We start from the raw sequence: 20,481 nt of genomic DNA, 5'->3' as shown, positions 1-20,481 counted from the left end.
TTTATACCCAAGGTACTTTCTTAGCATATTCTTGATTACTAGATGTGGTTTGATTTCCATTACCAGCTTTTGAAGCGATACCTGCACCAGCTTTTGACTGTTTAGAAGCAATAGCTTTTTCAAGATCATCATTGTACTTTTTAGCCATATTATCAATATTTTTAAAAATATCATCAATTTCAAGACTAGTATTAACAAAAAGATTTTCGTCAAGAGGTAATCCAGTTTCAGCAATCTTAGCTTTAATTTGCAAACGTTGATTATTTTCTATAAGCTCTGCAATTCGTGCAGCACTTGCTTCTTGAGCTTCTTTCTGTTGCTGTGCAGCTAATTCTTCTGCTGTCATATTTTGAGCTTCAAGCCCTTTGATACGCTTCTGAGCTTCCTCAAATTTACTTGTCAAATTCGCTGTAGCCGTTTGAATTCCCTTTGAAATAAGTTTATCAAGCTCTGCCTGTGTCAAAGTCATTGCACCAGGTGCTTGTGCAGATTCTTGCTGTTGTTGAGTTTGTTCAGTTTGTTGTCCTTGTTGAATTGTAGTAGTCTGCTCTTGTTGTGCTGTTGAAGTAACCTGATCTGTTAAAGCTGTTTGGTTCTGTGTACTCATAGTTTAATTCTCCTTTGATTAAAGTTTTTTGATGTGATTTGGGTGGTAAAGCATACTTGAATTTATACTTGTTTTCAACACTTTTTCCTATGTATTCTTTTGTTGGATAACGAGATGTGCCAGCTTTTCTATATATGTCAGCAGTTTTTGGTATCGTACCATCATCTAACATCATATTATTTTCCCACTTCTGGTCAGAATAAGTGTAAGGTCTTGGCTCAAGTGTGCATAAACAATTAGGGTGTACTGGAGTAATTTCCCAAAATTGCTCTCTTGTCATTACTATCCCCTGATGAGCTTTGCAATCTTCATCTGCCGCTGCTCTTGCTGCGTAGATTCCTTTTTCTCCTGGTTCAAACCTGTCAGCGGTTTGTCTATACATCAAATCAAATCTGTTAAATCTATTTGCTGCATTGACTGCTTGCTTAATTGCTTTTTGAGCTAAAGCAACATCTCTATCTGACATAAAATCATTGATTTTGATATTACCAATTTTTTCAGCATAGAGTTTTTTATAATAATCATAATCTGGAATAATTGATGGTTTTCGATTTGAAGCATATAACCTAGCTTTATAATCAAAATAACTAGACAAAGCTTGGTTATAATCAACTATTTTTCCATTCTCAATTCCGTCAAATTCCCAATCAAGATATTTTTTAGATTCTTTTGCTGAATTAAGTAATATTTCATCAATCGTTTTTGCAAATTTATCAGGTGGTTTCCCAGTAATAACATTGATAAAACTCTCTGACAGGTTATATCTCAATAAGTCATATTCAGCAAGCAATCGAAGTTGACCTTTTAAAGCTGTATCAACTTCAAGACCTCTCTTTATTAATTCTTTTTGAAGTTCAGCAACTTTTTTATGCAAATTTTCTTGAACAATATTTTTATTATTTACAATCGCTATCATAACAGCAATAAATGCTACTTGTTGATTATTCTTATTTTCTTGAATAATACTTTGAGCTTCTTTGATTAAATCAGCTCTATTTTCAGGAGTAATTACATAACCTAGAGTATTTTCAATAAAATCAATGATTTCATCAAGATTATTAGTTGCCATTGATTACACCTCTTAAAGCTCCAGCCATACCAAGTTCATCACGTTGAGTTAAAAGCACACGGTCTAGCTCCGCTTGTTTCTCTTTTTTAGAATATCCAGTCATAATCAAATCTGTCATCATCTCTTGAGAAATATTGGTTACACCATTTAACTCTTTGATAATGCCATAGATTGGAACTTGTGAGCGAATTTCAAAACCAATATCTGACAATCCTGTTATTGTCGTATAACTTTCTTTTAGTTGTTTACTGTACTCTGTAGCACGATTCAACATCTCCTGTGTCCTGATAACTACAGTATCAAGTGCTTGATTTCCTGCTAAATCTTCACTCCTGACAATCCCAAGCATTCTGTAAATATTTGATTTGATTTCTTCCAAAAATTGCATAGTAGCATTGACATCAATATTTGGTTGAACATAACTTAATTCAGGACTTGTTGGATAATTCCCCTCTGCTTGGCGGTTCATTTCATACGCTACAACATGAACGTTATCATAGAATTGTCTAAGCTCTGATTCTGTTTGTTTTTTAGTTGCATTCATTCCACGAATTAAATTTCTAATTTGCAGAATTGCATTTTGGTAGCGATTGATAGAACCGTCTGCTTGTTCTAAGTTTAAATCATATCGTAAGATTGAGCTATAAGCGTCAGCCCATATCGGCTCAAAGTTATTTGTATAAATAACGTGCAAGCGTTCAAACGTTGGAAACTCCTCAAGACCAACATCAGCAGCAGTCAAATCCTCTAAAAGTTTATTATCCTTATCAACTCCAAAAGTTCCATCAGATGTGACAATAACATTTACACAGTCATCAAAGTGTTCAGCTATTTTAAGACCTACTAAACTATAATATTCAACCTCATCAAGTGGATTGAAAAATGGAAAAGCATTTTTTAGAAGTCGCAAACTTGGATTTCCAGCAGTTCCCTCATCAGATACAACACAAAAGCCATAAGTAAGTGCTTGTTTTAATGATTCTTGTATTTGATTATCATAATTGCTTGTAATCAATGCTGAGAATCTGTCAATTGCTTCTTTTTCAAAAGCATAATGAAGTTGTGTAGAAAAAATATGGTCGAGTTCTGGAAAAGTAAATCCACGCTCTCTATAATCAATATTTTCATTTTCATCATACTTGATACTTTGTTTAAAAATAACTTGCCTTTTTAAACCATAAACGATTGATTGACCAGGCTTATTTACTCTGTCTTTGGTTGCATTATTTTGATTTGAATACCAAGCACCAGCTTGAAATGTTGTATTTCCCATATCAAGCATTCCACCACCAACAGCAGCACCAGTATCATTGATGATAGGGGCGTCACCACCTTGCCCTGATATAATTTCATCTCCAATCATAAAAGTTTCCTTTCTTTAGCGTCAAGAAACAGTCCTTGGAATATAGCTGTTGCACATTCCAAGGTAGCTAAACCAAGCTCAGAAGCTGCTCCCTCAAAATTTGTTCCGTCATCATTCCAACCAGCTATTGAATAAGGGTACTCTTTTTCTGGGTGATAAATAATATGTATTTCTTTAATCACTATTTTTCCCTTTCTTCAAAATATCCTTAACTACTTGATACACAGAAACAATGATAATTGCACCTAATGCAATAACAATTACAATTGCCAAAGCAATGAGTGCATTTATAAAAAAAGTCATCATAATTTCAATTTAACCTTTCCACACTTTTTACAGGTATAGTGAGTATATCCTGATCTATCATCTAATCTGTTAAATAAATCATCATAGACATAATCATGGAAACAAAATACCTCTCTCCAAAAATTTTTACTTTTAATCCACATACTACACGCTACCAATCCTTTCATGCCCAATCACAGCATAACGCATAGCGTCTAGTAAATGATCTGGTGTCTTATTTTGAGTTGTAATATTTCCATCTTTGTCATACAAATAATTATTTAATTCTGCAATCAAATCACGACTATTTCTCAAAACATTGAGATTTTTACCCTGCACGATTTGAACACCATCAACCACACGTCCTTTTGCTACTGCCTTTTTCATGGGTTGCATATCAAAACCAGCATTCATGAGAAAGTCAACAGCATGAGGAGCATTCAAATCACAGAAAATATTTATGTTTCTTGGTAAATACTGAGCCAATAGATTGAGTGTTAATTTATTACTGTAAGCAATTTGCTCAACAAAGATATTATCCCCAGAAAAAGAAACTTTGACCGCTGCTGTTGGGTCGCCACTTCCTTGTGAATTTCCCCAGTCAATAGCAAATACAAATGGTAAGGCTTGAGGGATTCTATCAACCTCTTGCCATTTATAAATCAATCCCTCTGAATAGACCCACTCTCCGAGCGCTTCACGTCTATAGCGTGGATAATCAATATCTTTTAACCTCAGAAAATGTTCTCTATCCTTTTGAGATAAGAATTTATTATCAAAAATGGTAAAGCTATAAATGCTTGCTTTATAAACATTCCTGTCAATAAAATAATCTTTAACCCAGTTTGCACTCCCTGCTGGGTTGGTTGTGATAAGTGTTTGATTGATAACTTTATACTCACCAGTACCTGAGAAGCTGCCTGTGATAGTTTCATAGGCTTCTTTTGAGATAGATGTTATTTCATCAAACCAAATCATATGAAGCCCACCTGTTGCAAAGTCAATCCCTTTAACTTTTTCTGGATCATCTGTACCACGGAAAACAATCATCTGTCCTGTTGGCTTATATTCAATTTCAAGTGGACTTTTACGAATGATAAACTTTGACAAAAGCCCCATTTGTTTGATAATACGTGTCAGAGTTGCATAAGTTGTATCTTTGTTCTGGTCTTTGTCTGCACGAATAACAACACAATTAACATTTTTATTTTCAATAATCGTTGTGATTATTTTCTGACCAACAATGATTGATTTACCTGAACGACGTGAACCACTTGCAAATATTGTGTCATTATCATCTAGCATGAGTGCCTGGTGTTTTTCACTTGCAAATTTAAGTCTAATCTCCACTTTCTTTTATCCCATCAAAGATGATTCTGACAGTATTGTCAGAATCTGTCACTACACTTGGATAGCGTTTCAAAAGCTCTGTAGCCGCTCTAATTCTTGTTGATTCATCAGGAGTTTTATCAATAGAAACAACTCTACCTGTCTTTTGAGCCATCATAACAACAGTTTCCGTGGTTTCTCCGCGCATAACAGAGCTAAGATAGTCCATAATCTCATCAGCTGTAGCTATGGACTTCTTCTCTGATTTGTTATTAAGGGTTTGAAGATACTTTTGCACCTCAACATTGCTCAACAATCTTTGGGCTGCTGATTCAGCAGAATGCCCCCTTGCTTTATAACCAGCGTCAATGTAAGACTGTGTAGCATTGCCTGTTTCACGGTATCGTTGTGCAAAATTTTTATGTTGCTGACGTAAGCCCAATATTATCACCTTTCCTTTCTTTAAATTTTATCGGGAAACCTTTTACCCGTCCAGCTCAATCAATTCCTAAGAGTTGGTAAACAATACTTTTTATCAAATTATGTGGCATTGCTGATTTTTCATTGTAATTATGAATCTTTTCAAAACGCTTTTTAGAATCATATATTGGTTTAGGACGTAACACTAAAGGAATACTTGCCCTAATTTTTGTTGGTTTTGTCAAAAAATCTGGATCATAAGCCAAATAATAAGTCATTGCGTCATAAAAATATGGAAGTTCTAATAACTCACTTGAATTTTGATAAAACTTTTTGAAACAAATTGACTGTGCAGGATTTTCGATAGCAAAGGGTACACCAAAATATCTAATAATCGTTTCAGTATTCATGTGTAATCTTTCATGACCATCTCTAATTTTCTTGATGTTCTCAAAATATAAGCCCTTATCTCTCTTCAAATTTCTAATATTTGTAGAGGTTGACGACTTCCAATCTTCAAAATCTGTGATTGGTGTTCCATCTTCGTAATAATATAAGTTTCCAGTATTTCCAGAATTGAAAGTACCTCTTGTTGCTACAGAGAACGTTTCACAAGGTGGATTAGCAAATATTAAATCTGGTTGAGGTAGATTTTTGACAGTAGCAAAGAAACTTGTCAAGTCTGACAAGTCGCAATTGATAACCGTTTCTTTTTCTTGAAGTCCAAACGAATAAACTTCAAAGCGATTATCATTTTCAAAAGTGTGGTATACCGATTGAACACCATCATCAAATAGAGCATAGATTATTATTTTTTTATCCTCGATAATCTCACCCCCTATTTATCATTCCAAGGTCCATCCATTGGTATATAAAAATCCGTTTTTACTGGTTCTTTAGCTTCAAATCGTTCAATCTCACGATTTTCAACTGCATGAACTGATGTTATTCCCTCTTGACGCCAATTTCTCAAAATCCCTTTGACATAATTGAAAGTACGCTTGTTATTCAAACTTGCTTCTCTTAATGCGAGTTTTATAATTTCAAAATCATATTTATCTTCAAATAGCATTGCTTGAAGTTCTTCAATTTGCATTGGTGAAATCGTTCCGAATTCTGCTTCAAAAAAACTGACAAGTTTTTTTATTTTATTATTTTTATTATTATCACTATTACTAAATATCTCTTCTCTACTTTTCTTTTCTTTACTCTTCTCTGTATAGGTGGAAGTGTCTTTGGAAGTAGTATTGGAAGCTTCATTGAAAGAGGTATTGGAAGTAGTATTGGAAGTGTCTTCGGAAATTACATTAGAAGTTTCATTTCCGCTTGTTTGCTCTAAAGCATTGCTATCACTAGTTATTTCATTGGAAGTTTCAATTTTTTCATCATATTTTTGATTTTTTTCACTAGAAAATTCATTAGAAGCTTCATATACAGCAACACCATTCAAACCATTAGTATTACTACTCATTTCATTGGAAGTATTAAACACATTTTCTAACAATGGGCTATGTTTAGGAATAATTGAATATCTTGGTGCTGTGATATTTCGCTTACCTTTCTCATACTCAATTAATCCTTTACTTTCTAAAGATTGCCGTGTATTTTGGAGCGTCCGAAGATTCGTTATCCCTGTAATGGCTAACAATGACGAATTGGGTATAGATAACCAGTTCACGCGCCCCTGTGCATTCCAGATTTGCATTAAAGCAAACCAGAAACTGCGCTCATTCGCTGTCATAGGGTTAAATCTTGCCCAATTATCAAAAGCGTTAAACAGCTTAAGAAAATTCATGTTTGCTCCTTTCTAATCACATATTTTCATAAATACAAGCCAATGAGTTTTTGCCCTTTTATTTCCAAAAAGTGGTGAATATGGAATTAATTTAACTATTTCACTAAGCTTTATTTGCTCTTCATTCCATTTAAAAATTAATGTTCCGTTAGGCTTTAATACTCTAAATGCTTCATCAAATCCCTTAGAAATATCATCTTTCCAAGTTTTTTGATTAAGCTTCCCATATTTTTTGGCCAACCAACTTTTTTCACCAGCTCTCAATAAGTGTGGTGGATCAAATACAACAAGATGATAACTTTCATCTTCAAATGGTAATTCTCTGAAATCTGCAACAATATCAGGATTAACATTTATAATATGGCCAGTAGGAAGCTTTTCAAAATGCTTGCGTTTATCTATAAAATCAACGTGTGGATTCTCTTTATCAAACCAAAACATTCGAGAACCACACGCCATATCTAATATTTTAGTCATCATGCTAAAATAACTACTTCTTGCTTAACGTCTGCAAGCTCCCATTCAAAATACTCTTTGATACTTTGAATAGCTTTAAGCTGCCAACTGTTATCATCAGTATCAAATAACGCTCCTTGCGCTCCCTCACGCATTCTGAATACAAATAATCTTTCAGGTTGCTCAACATCTTGGAACGTGCTAAATGGGGTCAGAGAAACAGGATTAGGAACTTTAACGGCTGCCACACTCGCAACTCCTTGTTTAATTGTCACTCTTTGAGAAATACCATCATCAGATGTGTTTTGAACTGCTTCATCTTTAATGTTCCCCACAACTTGTAGTAAAATATCACGATCTTCATTTTGTTTGAATTTTGATTGAAGTTCAATATTTAATTGTTCTGCAGATAAAAAGCGTTTAAAATTTTGATCTGGAACAATAGCTTGAGCATAAATTAATTGGTCGCGTGTATTATCATCTTGTAGTGTACTTTTCAAGACCACTTCACGCTCATTTTTAATTTGTAGATAAAGTTTATCTGCTTTATAATCTAATGCTTTAATATAAGCCACAATACTTGAAAGGGTATTTGTTGTAAAAGAGCTTGTTTCTCTACGACGAATTTCGTTTGCTTCTCCACTTGCTGAATCTACTTCAAATAGACGTCCTCTTTTTTCAACAAATCTTTTTTCTGGTTGGATTGCTATTTCTTGAATATGTTGTATTGCTTCTTTTGTCAGTGTCATAATATTTTACCTATGCTTTCTTTGATTGTTGTAAGTCAATGACCGTTGGTTTTGCTTGCTCGTCAGAAAGTTTTTCACCAATATCTGACATTAATTCCCCTGTTTCCATATCAATATAAGTTTGACCTGGAACACCAGATTGAAGCTCATTAGCTTCAAGTTCTCCATCATTATTACGTCCAGTTAGTACCACTGTAGCAACTCCCTTAGTTGGTGCAAGCCCTACCTTAACCTGACTGCCAAGCGTAATCATACTGCGTGTTTCATCTGGAATAAAATCAATAGTGATTGTCATTTTTCGTTTAAGTTTTGGCTCTGTGTTTAAATCTTGAATATTTTCAAGAATTTTTTTGACATTCATGTCAAATAGCTCTTGTACTCCGCCTTGTGCTAATTTATCAAGGTTTAAGTTAATCTTGTTTTTCATTTTCTCCAATCTCCTTAGTTGCGTTTGTTTTAACTAAATTTATAAAAATATTGTATGAATGAACTAATTTATTAAATTCTTTTCCCATATCATCAAAAGATTTAACCAGAGCGTCATTATTATCTAATGCTCGTTGAGCTTGAATTTTCCATTTTCTCGCATGATAAGCTTCATAACCAGAAAATATCCAAAAAATTAAAGCTGAAATCCAAAATACTGTTTGCATGATTTATTTCTCCATTTCTTCAATCAATGCGTCCTTATATCCATTAGCAAGACCAGAAGCATAAGCGTTTTTTACAACATCTACAAATTCCCTTTCAGTTTCATCATCCCTAACATAAACAGCAACTCTTTTAACCAATTCTTTCATGTTATTCTCCAAATAGGCTATATTGCATAACTCTCACAGTATCCCCATATCTATTTTTTACTTTTATCGGCTCTTTAATAAATGTGTAGCCCTCACGTTCAAGTTCTACAATTCTTGCAGACAACTCAAATGCACCAACTTCATTTGCCGCTTGTAGACGTGTAATTGAACCTTTCTCTTTAATAAACTGTAAAATTCTGTCAGATTGACTGATTTTACCCATCATCAATACCTCATTTCTAATCCAGATCATTGAATATTTCAGCCGCTGTATCATAATCACAGTCGTATTTTTTCATGATTCTATGGATTATATAGTCATAGTAAACCATGTAAAACTCCCCTTAAAATGGTAAGTCGCTATCTGCTATTTCCGTTGGAGAACTACCATAATATCCTATATTATCTGACGTATCTGGTAACGCTCCACCACCTGGCGTCCACATTCCAGTAGAAGATGTTTCTTGCTGTTCTGGTGTTTTAGGTTGATAAACTGTGTCAATAACTGGATATTGAATACTATAATTTGTGTACTCTCCCTTGACTTCTTTTTTCACCGTTCCAGATACAGTTACAGTCATACCCTCATGTACAAATGGCGGTAAAAATGTACTCACATACTCCTCAAAAGGGCTTGCCTTGAAACTTTGGGCTTGCCATTCTTTCCCTTGCGTAGTTGTTCCTGTTTTATAGCCTTTTCCCCAACAACAAATGTATGTGTGATAATCATTCCACCACCTCGACCAAATCCACGCCTAGGACTTTGCCTGCGAGGGCTTCCTGAATAATGTTATAAAGAGCCTCCTCTGGCTCACTAAGTCCATCGCATTCTCTATTCATATCTCGTAATAGCGCTTTTAATTCTGTCAGTGCCTTTTTCGCTGTGTTAAGCTGTTCCTTGACTTCTTTAAGCTCACGCAATGCTGCTAATTTTTCTGAATTTTCACGTTGAAATTCGATTGCGGTTACCAGTTGCATTTTTTCAGCTCTGATTTTTGAAATTTCTTCATCGCTGTAAACGGATAGATAGTCTTTCAAGTTGTCAGTGCTTTCTGAAAGCTCATAAAAATTGGCTTTAATTAAAGGGATAACAGGAAGTTCATTATCTTTACATAATTGAACAAAGATTCCTGACAAGATTGCTAAATGGTCAAGAATATCTCCACCATTGCCATGATAATCAAAGGCACCTGCCTCATTTTGAGTAATTTCCATTTTTACTTTATTTTCTGTTTCAGTCATTTACCCACCTCATTTAATGTTGCTTTTAAAGCGTAGATTAGAGTTTCTTTGATTTCATTTACACTGACTGTCTCTCCAACAACATCAACAGCCACAAAAATCTCTTGCCCTTCCTACGTCTCTTACCATTGTTTGTTGCTTCCACTAGAAGTTTTGTCATTCTCCGTCCTCTCCAATTATTATATTGCAGTCAAATACGTCAAGACTGCATTTTTCAGCAGCTTGGAAACAAGCGGATGTCAAAGTTTCTATATCTGAATCTGTTAATTTAGCCAGTATTCTCTTAAGTTCACTTTCGCTTGAGTAAGTGCTTGAACTCAAATTATTTGCAAGTATTTCATACTTTTTCATTCTCCGTCCTCGCTTTCATACTCAGCCAAAATATAAGCTGTTCCGCCCGATTGAACATTCCAATCAGAACTACTAGCAATTTGAAAGTGGGTTTTGACTATTTTGTGCGTCTCGGCAAATTTGGTAAGTTTTTCATCTGCTCCTGCATAATCATTTAACATATTACCTTGTTCATCAAGCCAAGTTCCATCATCAAAGATTTTATATTTAATCATTTATCCCTCACTTTCCACAGGAACAAGCTCAATTTTATAAATCGTTGCTATAAACCCTTCTTTTTCAAAGTTTCTTTTGTATTTTTCCGCTTTAGAAAGAGTTCCGCAGACACATGGCGGTCCAAATATAGTACCTTCGCTATTCTCTACCTTCACGTAATATCTCATTATTCAACCTCAACATATTCATTCTTATGTCCGCAAATCGAACAAAAGTTAGATTCAACGCCCTCATAGCCACAAATAGGACATGGACTGACTAGAGCTTTAGGTTCTTCGACGGTGTAGCCTAAAACATAAGCCAAACAGAATTCGTTTTCGTTTTCGTTCTCGCCAAGCCAATCTTCCATTTGTTCTGGTACATGCTTTTTATTCCATACCGAATCAGAACGTCGCCATACTCGGCTCATTGCATCATAGACACCCTCATCTTCTACATTCGCTTTGTGATATTCAATCCAATCCGCCGCGAACTGCGGAACTATTGGCAGAGCTTGCTGTTTGAATTGAGATCTGAGAACTTCGATTTCTTTCAACATTTTCAATCGGTCATCAATCAGTTGCTCATTTTTATCAAGCAATTCTTGATACACTTCTTCATGCGCCAAAGCAATAGCTTTCAGCTCGTCATTTTGCTCTTTTAAAGCCTGTGCGTATTCTCGCCATTGACGGTGATTTTTATATAATGCTTGATTTGCATTATTCGCAATTGTCACCGGCTCTGTTGCCGGCGCGTAAATTTCTTCAAACGCATTAGTCATTTTTTATTACCTCAACATTTTCTAAATCTTGTAATCGTTTTTCTAAGTCAGCAAGTGGATTTTGCCAAGATAAAGGATAATCAGATTCCTTATACTCAAATCTAACTGTGAAACTAGCCATTTTTAGAGCTTCTTTTTCAGCATAATCATCAGCTCTTTGATTAATTTCACGAATTTTATCAGCATTGATTACTTCACCATTTTCTTTTGCTTCTGTAATTTCAGCTTCTACCATAGCCTGACGCTCTAATTCTTTTTGACGAGCTAGAATTTCTTGACGTTCACGCTCTTGTCGTTCTGCTTCTGCTTTAGCAATAGCTTCACGTCTTGCTTGCTCTTCTTGTTGCTGTTTATCTCTGGCAATAGCAGTTGGAATATCAAGGCATTCTTTATAAATGGCTGCAACTTGTGGACTGATTGCTTGAGCAACCAATAAATCTGACTTAATCTTTGCAACTTTTACATCTAGTTCTTCTGCAATTTTCTTTTCCGTTAGACTTACATTTTCATAACGCGGATCATCAAGAACATAAAAGTCTATAAAATCATCAATATCATCTGTGATTCTTAATTTTATAGCTTCAAAAACCCAATTTTCACGTTCGTGTTTCCAAGTTAAATCATAATCTTCAACTTTTTCTTTAAGTAAATTTTGAGTTTCATCAAGAACTTTCACAACTTCCTTGACCTTTGTATCAAATTCACCGATAACTTTATCACGTACTGTTTTAGCTTGTGTTTTGAATTCCTTTAAGGTTTTATTGATTTCTGCACGATCGGATTTAGCCTTTTTCTTATCGTCCTCATTCTCCAAAATGAGAGTTTCAAACGCTTGCTTTTTATCTTTGGCAGTTTGCAACATCTTAGCTTGTTCAGGGAAATTGATTGTTTCCAAAAAATTAGGCATTTTTAGCTTCCCCCTGTTGTTCTTGTGATTGTTGAATATGTTGATTGAAAAGTTCATCTTTCTTAGCCTTGTAATCTTCAATGAGATTTTGCTTCTCATTATCAGGCAAAGTATGATTCCAAAACATATCTAATTCTTGAATTGTGCTAATTTCTGAAATTTCTCTAGCATAATCACGAGGAGGAGTAACATCTTTCAATGGCTCATCTTTTTCATGTTCCTTATACTCATTAGCAGTGGTTTCATTGTAGGCTTGAATAAGTTGAGTAGGTGCATTTGTCGAATTGACATAGAGCTTTGCAGCACGGTTGATAACTGTCCGCTTTGCCATTTCCCCGCCAAATTTACTTTGAACAGAATTTGGTTCATTTGTTTTATAGAAATTTTTTGTACCACGAGTAATGACATTATGACCTGCTTCTTTTGCTTTTTTTACTTCTTCCGGAGTATTTAGCCAGACTGTTTGACCATAATTCTGTGATTGACTCCAAGATTTATGAATTTCTTCAATATCCATGTTAGTAATTTCAAAGCCGCCATCTGATTTTTCGATAACTGCAAATGCTCCTGCAAGCTCTTGTGATTTATGTTGAGGTAGCCACTCTTTAATAGTCTGTGACATTGTTGTTGGGTCAAAGCCAAAAGTAGGTACATTGTCCTCATAATACTCAAAAGCTTTTACTCGCTTCACTTCTGGTAAACGTTCTAGCATGGTTACAGTTCCAAAATAAGAGCGTTGAAGTTGTACCTCATCACCATAAGCAATAAAATAGGCTTGTTTTTTGCCTGCGTCCAGTCCTTGAATCAGCATATTATTTACTGCATTGATGATACTGTTGTAAGTTTTGATATTGGTCATAGCCTTATCAACCATGCTTACACCATTTTTATCAACTACTTTTGATAATTCATATAATGCTGATTTTTGAGCATTGTCAGGGTCAAACCCTACAGGGTATTTGATACCTGCACGGTTGAGAGCCATGAGGTTTTTAGCTGAATCTTTTGCTACCTGTGTTTGAAGCACAGTAAGATTTTGATTTTCGTTCATGTTTTTGTTATCTCCTATTTGTGATATAATAAGAGTAGAATCCTGTCGAAAAATTCTACTCGCTCACTCTACAAAGTGAGTTTTTTTGTTTTTCCACCCTGGTAATCTTGTCCATGTTTCAGCCCAATGTGCTGTAATCTCAGCTTGTGTTTGAGCTTCTACATAGTTGTTAACCATTGCCATAAGTGCATTAGCATTACTTTCAGCAATTTCTTTTGCAAGGATTGCTTCTTTTTTTGCTGTTGCTTCATCAAGAAAATTACGTGCTAAATTCTCATAATCATCAAGTTTCATTTGCTCACGCCAAGAAAGACGCCTACCAAATATTTTGTCAATTAATTTCATCAGTTCCTTTCTAATAGTCAACCCAGAAGATGTTTTTTTCTGCTTCCGCACTACGCCATGCATTATATATTTCTCTGTTGATATAAACTTCACGATTATTGACTTTTGCGTATCCATTTTTAAACTCAGAATCGCCAGCAGTCATTTTTTTGATTCTTGATTGATAAGTAGATTCACCAAGACCAAATTCATTTTTAAACTCTGCTTTTCTGAGCCAATTCCCATCAGCTAGATTCAGAGCCATAATCAACTCCTTTCTAAAATAATGAGCTTGTCTGTTGCTACTGCAATAGCAACAGTTTTACTGTTCACTTTAAGATTCAGGATTTCCCCTGTTTCTTTCTCAATAAATTTGTACATTGACGTGATTTTCCTTTCTGTTGTTGATATAATTGAGCTATCCTAAATGAAAGGAGTAGCCAGATATGGATAATAAAATTGCTGATCATAAAGAGGTAGAAATCATGATCAAATCATTGAAATTTACTAAGCAATTCTTAAAAGAAAATGGAATTAAAGAGCATTCTGAACAAGGTCAATTAATGATCAAATTCAGAGATGAACTCATTAAATCAGTAATTCTTTAACAATTTTTCACCTGCTTCAATACGTTCATCTTGACTTGCGTTTGTTTCTCCACGCATAATTGAAGTAAGTTCCTGAGCTTTATCATGAGTGGATTCAAGAAGCTTCCTCTGATTAGCGATATACCTATCTAACTCAATCCCTGATAATACTCTGCTCTGTTGGACATGGTATTCAAGTGCTTTAGCTACGCTTTGTACGTCTAGCTTCACAGTGACTTCTTTTTCCTGTATATTACTTGCGATAATGTGCAGGTCTTTTTGTATCTCTGTCAGTACCTCAATCAGAGATTTTTGAAAATCAAATTCCTGTTCTTCCATATAGATTTCCTTTCTAAGAAACTTTACGTTGCGAAATATCAACTTTTTGAGCAAAAAAATATGAGATTTCAAAAAGTTTAGTTTCATCAAGACCTGTTGCATTAGAAATCTTAGCAATAATTTCACCATTTAGCTTTGATGGACGTTGGCGTAAACGGTACAAAGTATAATCTTCCATGTCTGCTTTTTCTGCTATAGCAGTGAATGTCATTCCTGTACTTTTCAGTAACTTATCAAGTGGCTTATATGTTTTTGCCAATTCTTTATATCTCCTTTCTGACTTGATAAAATTATTATATCACACAAGTTGCGAAATATCAACAAATAAAGTTACGAAATATCAACTTTTTTTGTTGATATTTTTCAACTTTATTTATATAATAGAGTTATGGATAAAATAACATTTGCTGAAAGGCTAAAAGAAGCTCGAAAAAATGCAAAGCTAACTCAGCAAGGGTTAGCTGATATTATTGGAAGAACAAAGTCAGCTGTATCTCGTTGGGAAAGTGGGGAAAATACCCCACAATTATTTGATTTAGTGAAAATTGAAAGTGCTCTTGGAGTTCCAGGACAAGTTCTAATGTACGGTACAGAAGTAATAGAACCGAATATTCTTTCAAAAATAACCTCTACATCATCTAAATTAGAAAGTCAACGTCAAAAGAAAGTTCTAAACTTTGCGACTGACCAACTAGAACAACAGAAAATTGAAGAAAATAATTATAATTCTGATAACATTATAGCCTTACAAGAAGTCCAAGAGGAAATTGAATACTATTCAGGTACTGCTAGAGGACTGTTCTCAGCTGGTAGTGGAGAGTGGCAAGATGATGACGCAGATATTGAAGTTACAATTCCAATGAGTGAAATTCCTGAAGATTTTGACGAGTTGGGAACAGTTATAGGTGATTCTATGCGACCTAAGCTACAAAATGGAGATATTCTTTTCATTAAAATGACACATCAAATTGAGATTGGAGAAATCGGAGTTTTTCGCACCAGTCGTGGTAACTTCGTAAAAAAATTAAGAGAGGGTTATCTTGAAAGTTTAAATCCTGATTATGATGATATTTGTTTTGACGAAGATGAAGAGTGTGAAGCTCTTGGCGTTGTTGTTGATTACTATAGAAAATAAGTTTAGAGGTTAATATGATTATTCCTGACAAAGATTTTGTAAAAAACTTTATATCTGACTATACCGTTAATGGTTACTTAAAATTTAATAATAGCACAGGAGAACTACTTGTAAAAAAAGGGATATTGCATAGATGGCGTCAAATTAATATCAATCAGTTTGAAGAATATGAAATAATCCATAAATATGATAATCAGCATAAAGTAAATACTCCTGGTGCTGTTTTAGGTGGAGTGATCGCTGGTGGTATAGGTGGAGCAATGCTAGGACAAAAAACAGTCACATATCTCAACAAGTTGATTGTTAGGGTTTATTTCAAAGGTGAACAGCCCTTTGATTTCAAAATTATCACATCAAAAACAAAAATTTATTCACTCACTATAACCAAGGCATGAAAGAGCTTGAACAAATTTCTAAATTCTTTGCTATAGCAAGCAGAGATTTGAAGAAAAATTAAAATTGCTAAGGGGAATTTTTTATGAAAAAATTATCAATAATTGGAATGCTTACTCTTATTTTAGTGGCTTTAACTTTTTCTTTTCAAGCAAGTGCAGCTACTAAGAAAAATTTAACCTTAGATCTACCTACTTCTGTTTATGCTAATAATAAAAGAGTAGCAACAATACATGGAAAAACTAAGCCAAATGCAAAAGTGAAGATTGGAACATTTGGAAAATCTGTAAAAGCAAATAAAAAAGGGGAATTTACTCTAAAATATAAAATTAGCAAGAAGAAAGCAGAAAAAGTTATTAAGATAACCTCAAAAATTGGTAAAAATAAAGTTTCGAAAAAGGTCACTATAAAGAAAAAATCTAGTAATAAGCCTAAAGCTTCAACTACTTCTGAAAAAGATTGGGATAATGCAGGGCAGATAAACTTGTCAATATGTTGAATAATACATTTAAAACTACCTCTGGTTTAGAACAATGCGTTGCAGTAAAATTTGGAGCAGACCTCATAGAAGTTCACGTACCACAGGAAGTTAAATATTATGATGAAAAGGAACTACAGATGGTAGCTGATAGTATGTTAGTTGTATTCAAAAAAAACTATAATACTATCTTATTGAGCAATACCTATGACGATAATGTCACAATGCCATCACTTTGGATAAAGTCAGAAGACGGAACAACTCTTGCTACTTATTCCGTATGGAGTGATAGCATGAAATTAAAATAAGAATAAAAAAAACCGCTCACTTCTTGCAGGAAGCCAACGGTAAACATTAAACTCAAAAATCACACGTCAATGCCAATTAGAGAGTGCTTTTAATGTACTCTCATTTTAACAAAATCGAGAGGAAAAATCAAAATGTGGATTGAACAAAAATCAACAATTGACAAGAAAAATAAGGATAAAATCATTATTAAATACTTATTTCGTGAAAAATTTGTTGACAACTTAACCGAAAAAGAGCGGACAGTATCCATCACGTTTGATAAAAATACTAGAGAAACTAGGACAAAAGCCCAAAAAATATTACTTTCCAAAATTTCAAAACTTCAGCAAGATGATACTAGAGCTTTAACCCCAATCACTTTTGGTGAATTAGTCACAGAGTGGCTAGATTTTTATAATAAACAAGTCAGAAGTTCAACAGCATATACCGTTAAAGGAAACGTGAAACTTATCCTTGAGATGGTAGATAAAGATACTGTTGCTACTAAAATTACTACTCAATTTTTGCGTAAAAAGTTTGAGAAAGTCATGCTAGGTGATCGCGATATTTCTATAAACTATGCACGCTCAATAAGAACACGTTTGAAATCAATTTTTGAATATGGTATTGATCACCATTATTTAAAAGAAAATCCTATTGACAGGCTGAAAATGCCAAAGAAGAAAAAAGAAATACAAGCAATTACTGAATTTTTCCTTGAAGAGAATGAGTTATCTGATTTAATGGAATACCTAGAGAACCATAATCAACGCTATTTTTTATTTTGTCAATGGTTATATCTTAATGGTTTACGTTTTGGAGAGGGGGCTGCTATGCTGAAATCAGATGTTATTATTAATGATGACAGAAGTTATTGCAAAGTCACAGGCACACTTGATTATGCTGGAAAGAAAAAAGAAACTCAAGCTAAAAGCAATCAAACAAAAACAGCGGCTGGCATGCGTGAAGTTGAGTTAAATTCACAAGCTATTAAAGTATTTCAAGAAGCTTGTAAACTATCCCCAAATTCTAATTTCATTTTTACAACCTCTAATAATACACCTTTTGATATTGCTGCGTTAAATACATATTTTAGAACTCATAAGGAAAGAATGGGAATAGATAAAAATAAGCGTATTTCTACTCATATTTTCCGCCATACGCACGTTTCTAAGCTTGCTGAGTTAGATATACCTCTACATATTATTCAGCGTCGTGTAGGGCATTCTAGCGAATCCGTGACACGTGAGATTTATCTTCATGTTACTGCAAAAGCAAAAGATAAAACAAGAAAACTGCTAGAATTGCTCTAGCAGTTTTTATAATTCGCCCACTTTCCGCCCACTGAGCGATATTTATAATCAAATAAATACTAACGAGCATTGATATTATTGGACTTTTTCATTTTTTATTCAAACACAAACTGATTATGATAAAGTTCAGCGTAGAAGCCACCTTGTGCCACGAGTTCGTGGTGGCTACCTTCTTCGATGACTTGACCATCTTTAAGGACAACGATTTTATCTGCGTTGAGGATTGTTTTCAAACGGTGGGCAATAACAAATGAGGTCCGTCCTGCAATCGCAGCTTCCATTGCCCATTGAATTTGTTGTTCTGTGACGGTATCAACGTTTGATGTTGCTTCGTCAAGAATGAGTAATTCTGGGTTTGTCAATATCGTCCGTGCGATAGAGATTTGTTGTTTTTGTCCAACAGAGAAGACTGACTCATCGTCGTTCACGTGTGTTTCATATTTGTCAGGTAAGCTTTCAATGAATTCATGAATGTGTGTTGTTTTTGCAACCGTCTCGATTTCTTCTTGCGTTGCGTTAGGCTTACCAAACTTGATGTTATCTGCAATCGTACCATCAAAGAGGACAGACTCTTGCAAGACAATACCGACTTTACTCCGTAAGCTGTCAAGGTCGAATTCACGGATATCTGTACCATCAAACTTGATAGAACCACCATTAACATCATAGAAACGATTCATCAAGTTCATAACTGTTGTCTTACCTGAACCGGTAGGACCAACAAGTGCAACCATTTGACCTTTTTTCACGTCAATGTTTACATTTTTCAGGATTGGTTTTCCTGGAAGATATTCAAAATCAAGTTTTTCGATTTGAACGCCTTCTTTAATGTTTTCAAACTTAACACCATTTTCTGGGCGAACTTCCTCTGGTTCATCAAACATGACATTCAGACGAGTTGCACCTGTAATGGCAAGTTGAAGTTGTCCAAAGTTTGATGAAATCTGCATGATCGGATTGTAGTAAGTTTGCACATATTGAACAAAGGCAACCATCAAACCAAGACCTGTGGCGATAGTCATGCTATTGTCGTTGAGGACATAAGCTGTACCTCCAAAGATGACAATTGCGATACTCAAAAGTTGGAAACCATTCATCAATGGGAAAATCATACCAGACCAAGCTTGGGCAGCAAAGGTACGTTTCTTAACATTTTCATTGTGTTCCAAGAAACCATTGATTGAGTCTTCTTGCAAGCCTTCAACGATAATTTCTTTTTGACCTGAAATCTTTTCGTCCATATAGGCATTAAGTTGTGAAACTTCTTCTTGTTGTTTGTCTGTTGCTTTTTTCGATTGACGAATAATGATAATAGCAGACAAAATAGCTACTGGAGATGCCGCAACAGTCAGCCAAGCAAAAGTTATATTTTTGTTGAAAATTTGGAGAATAACTCCGATGAATACTGCTGCATTACTTACAACAGAAACAAGCGCTTGATTAAGTGTATTTTGGATATTATCTAAATCAGATGTGAAACGTGCGAGGATATCACCATCTTGATGACGGTCAAAATATGAAATCGTCAAGCGTTCAAGTTTACCAAACAGCCCTTTACGCATACGATTTGTTGAATGAGCAACGATACGGCTAAAGAGCAGAGTGTAAATCAACATTGATACACCTGTTGCGATATAAACCGCAAGCAATTGCCACATCCCTTTCATGAAGGTCGTTGTGCTTGCTGCGTGTGAATGTGCTACAGAAATCAGCTGGCTCAGTGAGGTACCACTTGATTTCAGATTATCTGCAATCGCTGCTGGAACATTGCTGGTTGTCAGTTGGTTCCAATGAGATGGCATACTTGCCATTTGTTGCAAGCTATCAATCGTTGTACCACTAGGTAGGTGTGAAGTGACAGCTGCTGGAACATTTGCAGAAGTTAAACTGTGCCAATCCACCGCCTGACCTGTTGCAGCTGAGAGTTGTTGTGCAATTTGTTGGAGTGAGTCCTGAGCTTGAGTGGAGTAAGCTGCGATTTTCTTCAATCCTTCAATCGCATCTCCTGCGTGTTGATGTGTAAAGAAATCTGTAACATATTTTGTCAAGTTTGTGATTGCATCACCTAAAAGAGAGGGTGCAACAACTTGAAGCCAAGTTGCTAAAATGATAAAAATCATAATAACAAAGAATTGAAGTTTATATTTTTTGAGGTAAAGGTAGAAAAAGCGAATGGCACGAGTGGTGTCAGACATTTTCTTTGTTGTCTTGGTGTTTTCCATGT

General features: G+C 34.8%; 34 protein-coding genes. 6 read left to right on the top strand and 28 right to left on the bottom strand.

The features are described 5' to 3' along the window. Position 1 precedes the first annotated feature (1 nt). The 25 genes from D7I46_RS11935 to D7I46_RS11830 form a co-directional block, all read right to left on the bottom strand. Entirely contained in the window at positions 2 to 607 is a 606-nt protein-coding gene (locus D7I46_RS11935; protein WP_120773069.1) for a hypothetical protein, read from the bottom strand. Next, on the bottom strand, positions 513 to 1,676 hold the full coding sequence (locus tag D7I46_RS11930; RefSeq protein ID WP_120773068.1) for a hypothetical protein: 1,164 nt from the start codon (positions 1,674 to 1,676) through the stop codon (positions 513 to 515). Before D7I46_RS11930 ends, D7I46_RS11935 begins: the two co-directional genes overlap by 95 nt. Then, positions 1,666 to 3,039 carry a phage portal protein gene (locus D7I46_RS11925; RefSeq protein ID WP_120773067.1) on the bottom strand — a complete coding sequence of 458 codons (1,374 nt, stop codon included), beginning with the start codon at positions 3,037 to 3,039 and terminating at the stop codon, positions 1,666 to 1,668. The genes D7I46_RS11930 and D7I46_RS11925 overlap by 11 nt, the downstream gene beginning before the upstream one ends. After that, on the bottom strand, positions 3,036 to 3,221 hold the full coding sequence (locus D7I46_RS11920) for a hypothetical protein (protein WP_120773066.1): 186 nt from the start codon (positions 3,219 to 3,221) through the stop codon (positions 3,036 to 3,038). The genes D7I46_RS11925 and D7I46_RS11920 overlap by 4 nt, the downstream gene beginning before the upstream one ends. Next, positions 3,214 to 3,345, bottom strand: coding sequence for a hypothetical protein (locus D7I46_RS13695; protein ID WP_276116963.1), 132 nt, complete (start codon positions 3,343 to 3,345; stop codon positions 3,214 to 3,216). The genes D7I46_RS11920 and D7I46_RS13695 overlap by 8 nt, the downstream gene beginning before the upstream one ends. Before the next feature lie 144 nt (positions 3,346 to 3,489). Next, positions 3,490 to 4,674: a PBSX family phage terminase large subunit gene (locus D7I46_RS11915; protein ID WP_120773065.1), complete on the bottom strand. Its 1,185-nt coding sequence runs from the start codon at positions 4,672 to 4,674 to the stop codon at positions 3,490 to 3,492. Continuing rightward, a complete protein-coding gene (locus tag D7I46_RS11910; RefSeq protein ID WP_162930904.1) occupies positions 4,664 to 5,095 on the bottom strand; it encodes a terminase small subunit in 432 nt (143 codons plus the stop codon). The genes D7I46_RS11915 and D7I46_RS11910 overlap by 11 nt, the downstream gene beginning before the upstream one ends. A 55-nt stretch (positions 5,096 to 5,150) precedes the next feature. Continuing rightward, positions 5,151 to 5,762 (bottom strand): hypothetical protein, encoded by a 612-nt coding sequence (locus D7I46_RS11905; protein ID WP_120773063.1) that lies wholly within the window; start codon positions 5,760 to 5,762, stop codon positions 5,151 to 5,153. Positions 5,763 to 5,911: 149 nt separating this feature from the next. After that, positions 5,912 to 6,868 (bottom strand): DnaD domain-containing protein, encoded by a 957-nt coding sequence (locus tag D7I46_RS11900; protein ID WP_240424445.1) that lies wholly within the window; start codon positions 6,866 to 6,868, stop codon positions 5,912 to 5,914. A gap of 12 nt (positions 6,869 to 6,880) precedes the next feature. Next, the gene (locus tag D7I46_RS11895) at positions 6,881 to 7,345 is read right to left on the bottom strand and encodes a class I SAM-dependent methyltransferase (RefSeq protein WP_120773375.1); all 465 of its coding nucleotides are present in this window, start codon (positions 7,343 to 7,345) and stop codon (positions 6,881 to 6,883) included. After that, positions 7,345 to 8,073: a hypothetical protein gene (locus D7I46_RS11890; RefSeq protein ID WP_120773062.1), complete on the bottom strand. Its 729-nt coding sequence runs from the start codon at positions 8,071 to 8,073 to the stop codon at positions 7,345 to 7,347. The genes D7I46_RS11895 and D7I46_RS11890 overlap by 1 nt, the downstream gene beginning before the upstream one ends. Before the next feature lie 10 nt (positions 8,074 to 8,083). Then, positions 8,084 to 8,500, bottom strand: coding sequence for a replication terminator protein (locus D7I46_RS11885; RefSeq protein ID WP_120773061.1), 417 nt, complete (start codon positions 8,498 to 8,500; stop codon positions 8,084 to 8,086). Beyond that, positions 8,484 to 8,726: a hypothetical protein gene (locus D7I46_RS11880; protein WP_120773060.1), complete on the bottom strand. Its 243-nt coding sequence runs from the start codon at positions 8,724 to 8,726 to the stop codon at positions 8,484 to 8,486. The genes D7I46_RS11885 and D7I46_RS11880 overlap by 17 nt, the downstream gene beginning before the upstream one ends. A gap of 3 nt (positions 8,727 to 8,729) precedes the next feature. After that, complete coding sequence (locus D7I46_RS13385; RefSeq protein WP_162930903.1) at positions 8,730 to 8,873, bottom strand: hypothetical protein; 144 nt, start codon at positions 8,871 to 8,873, stop codon at positions 8,730 to 8,732. 1 nt (position 8,874) lies between these two features. Beyond that, positions 8,875 to 9,099, bottom strand: a complete 225-nt coding sequence (locus D7I46_RS11875) for a helix-turn-helix domain-containing protein (RefSeq protein ID WP_162930902.1) — start codon at positions 9,097 to 9,099, stop codon at positions 8,875 to 8,877. 118 nt (positions 9,100 to 9,217) lie between these two features. Further along, the gene (locus tag D7I46_RS11870; protein WP_240424443.1) at positions 9,218 to 9,490 is read right to left on the bottom strand and encodes a single-stranded DNA-binding protein; all 273 of its coding nucleotides are present in this window, start codon (positions 9,488 to 9,490) and stop codon (positions 9,218 to 9,220) included. Between the two features lie 109 nt (positions 9,491 to 9,599). Further along, positions 9,600 to 10,115 carry a hypothetical protein gene (locus tag D7I46_RS11865; RefSeq protein WP_120773057.1) on the bottom strand — a complete coding sequence of 172 codons (516 nt, stop codon included), beginning with the start codon at positions 10,113 to 10,115 and terminating at the stop codon, positions 9,600 to 9,602. A gap of 156 nt (positions 10,116 to 10,271) precedes the next feature. Further along, the gene (locus D7I46_RS11860) at positions 10,272 to 10,466 is read right to left on the bottom strand and encodes a hypothetical protein (protein WP_120773056.1); all 195 of its coding nucleotides are present in this window, start codon (positions 10,464 to 10,466) and stop codon (positions 10,272 to 10,274) included. Further along, positions 10,463 to 10,681, bottom strand: a complete 219-nt coding sequence (locus tag D7I46_RS11855; protein WP_120773055.1) for a hypothetical protein — start codon at positions 10,679 to 10,681, stop codon at positions 10,463 to 10,465. The genes D7I46_RS11860 and D7I46_RS11855 overlap by 4 nt, the downstream gene beginning before the upstream one ends. Next, entirely contained in the window at positions 10,682 to 10,837 is a 156-nt protein-coding gene (locus tag D7I46_RS13380) for a hypothetical protein (protein ID WP_162930901.1), read from the bottom strand. Between the two features lie 11 nt (positions 10,838 to 10,848). Next, positions 10,849 to 11,442, bottom strand: coding sequence for a DUF1642 domain-containing protein (locus D7I46_RS11850; RefSeq protein WP_120773054.1), 594 nt, complete (start codon positions 11,440 to 11,442; stop codon positions 10,849 to 10,851). Then, positions 11,435 to 12,349, bottom strand: a complete 915-nt coding sequence (locus D7I46_RS11845; protein ID WP_162930900.1) for a DUF1351 domain-containing protein — start codon at positions 12,347 to 12,349, stop codon at positions 11,435 to 11,437. Before D7I46_RS11845 ends, D7I46_RS11850 begins: the two co-directional genes overlap by 8 nt. Beyond that, positions 12,342 to 13,400, bottom strand: coding sequence for a RecT family recombinase (locus D7I46_RS11840; RefSeq protein ID WP_120773052.1), 1,059 nt, complete (start codon positions 13,398 to 13,400; stop codon positions 12,342 to 12,344). The genes D7I46_RS11845 and D7I46_RS11840 overlap by 8 nt, the downstream gene beginning before the upstream one ends. Positions 13,401 to 13,463: 63 nt before the next feature. Beyond that, entirely contained in the window at positions 13,464 to 13,745 is a 282-nt protein-coding gene (locus tag D7I46_RS11835) for a hypothetical protein (RefSeq protein WP_120773051.1), read from the bottom strand. Between the two features lie 10 nt (positions 13,746 to 13,755). Next, entirely contained in the window at positions 13,756 to 13,989 is a 234-nt protein-coding gene (locus tag D7I46_RS11830) for a hypothetical protein (RefSeq protein WP_120773050.1), read from the bottom strand. Positions 13,990 to 14,170: 181 nt separating this feature from the next. On the opposite strand from D7I46_RS11830, the gene D7I46_RS13375 reads away from it, so the two are divergent. Next, complete coding sequence (locus D7I46_RS13375; protein WP_162930899.1) at positions 14,171 to 14,332, top strand: hypothetical protein; 162 nt, start codon at positions 14,171 to 14,173, stop codon at positions 14,330 to 14,332. On the opposite strand, the gene D7I46_RS11825 is transcribed toward D7I46_RS13375, so the two are convergent. Both D7I46_RS11825 and D7I46_RS11820 read right to left on the bottom strand, forming a co-directional pair. After that, a complete protein-coding gene (locus D7I46_RS11825) occupies positions 14,318 to 14,650 on the bottom strand; it encodes a hypothetical protein (RefSeq protein ID WP_120773049.1) in 333 nt (110 codons plus the stop codon). The genes D7I46_RS13375 and D7I46_RS11825 overlap by 15 nt on opposite strands. Before the next feature lie 13 nt (positions 14,651 to 14,663). After that, the gene (locus tag D7I46_RS11820) at positions 14,664 to 14,909 is read right to left on the bottom strand and encodes a helix-turn-helix transcriptional regulator (protein ID WP_240424441.1); all 246 of its coding nucleotides are present in this window, start codon (positions 14,907 to 14,909) and stop codon (positions 14,664 to 14,666) included. Positions 14,910 to 15,038: 129 nt separating this feature from the next. On the opposite strand from D7I46_RS11820, the gene D7I46_RS11815 reads away from it, so the two are divergent. From D7I46_RS11815 to D7I46_RS11795, 5 genes are all read left to right on the top strand, one after another. After that, the gene (locus tag D7I46_RS11815) at positions 15,039 to 15,785 is read left to right on the top strand and encodes an XRE family transcriptional regulator (protein ID WP_120773048.1); all 747 of its coding nucleotides are present in this window, start codon (positions 15,039 to 15,041) and stop codon (positions 15,783 to 15,785) included. A 14-nt stretch (positions 15,786 to 15,799) separates the two neighbouring features. Next, on the top strand, positions 15,800 to 16,180 hold the full coding sequence (locus D7I46_RS11810) for a hypothetical protein (RefSeq protein ID WP_120773047.1): 381 nt from the start codon (positions 15,800 to 15,802) through the stop codon (positions 16,178 to 16,180). A gap of 83 nt (positions 16,181 to 16,263) precedes the next feature. Continuing rightward, a complete protein-coding gene (locus D7I46_RS11805; protein ID WP_120773046.1) occupies positions 16,264 to 16,677 on the top strand; it encodes a hypothetical protein in 414 nt (137 codons plus the stop codon). After that, positions 16,671 to 16,964, top strand: a complete 294-nt coding sequence (locus D7I46_RS11800; protein WP_120773045.1) for a hypothetical protein — start codon at positions 16,671 to 16,673, stop codon at positions 16,962 to 16,964. Before D7I46_RS11805 ends, D7I46_RS11800 begins: the two co-directional genes overlap by 7 nt. Before the next feature lie 132 nt (positions 16,965 to 17,096). Further along, positions 17,097 to 18,257 (top strand): tyrosine-type recombinase/integrase, encoded by a 1,161-nt coding sequence (locus D7I46_RS11795; RefSeq protein ID WP_120773044.1) that lies wholly within the window; start codon positions 17,097 to 17,099, stop codon positions 18,255 to 18,257. A 95-nt stretch (positions 18,258 to 18,352) separates the two neighbouring features. Here D7I46_RS11795 and D7I46_RS11790 read toward each other — a convergent pair whose 3' ends face one another. Further along, a complete protein-coding gene (locus D7I46_RS11790) occupies positions 18,353 to 20,479 on the bottom strand; it encodes an ABC transporter ATP-binding protein (RefSeq protein ID WP_120773043.1) in 2,127 nt (708 codons plus the stop codon). Positions 20,480 to 20,481 lie beyond the last annotated feature (2 nt).

It is taken from the genome of Lactococcus allomyrinae, from assembly GCF_003627095.1.
GTDB lineage: Bacteria > Bacillota > Bacilli > Lactobacillales > Streptococcaceae > Lactococcus > Lactococcus allomyrinae.
This window is presented reverse-complemented; position numbering and strand designations above follow the sequence as displayed.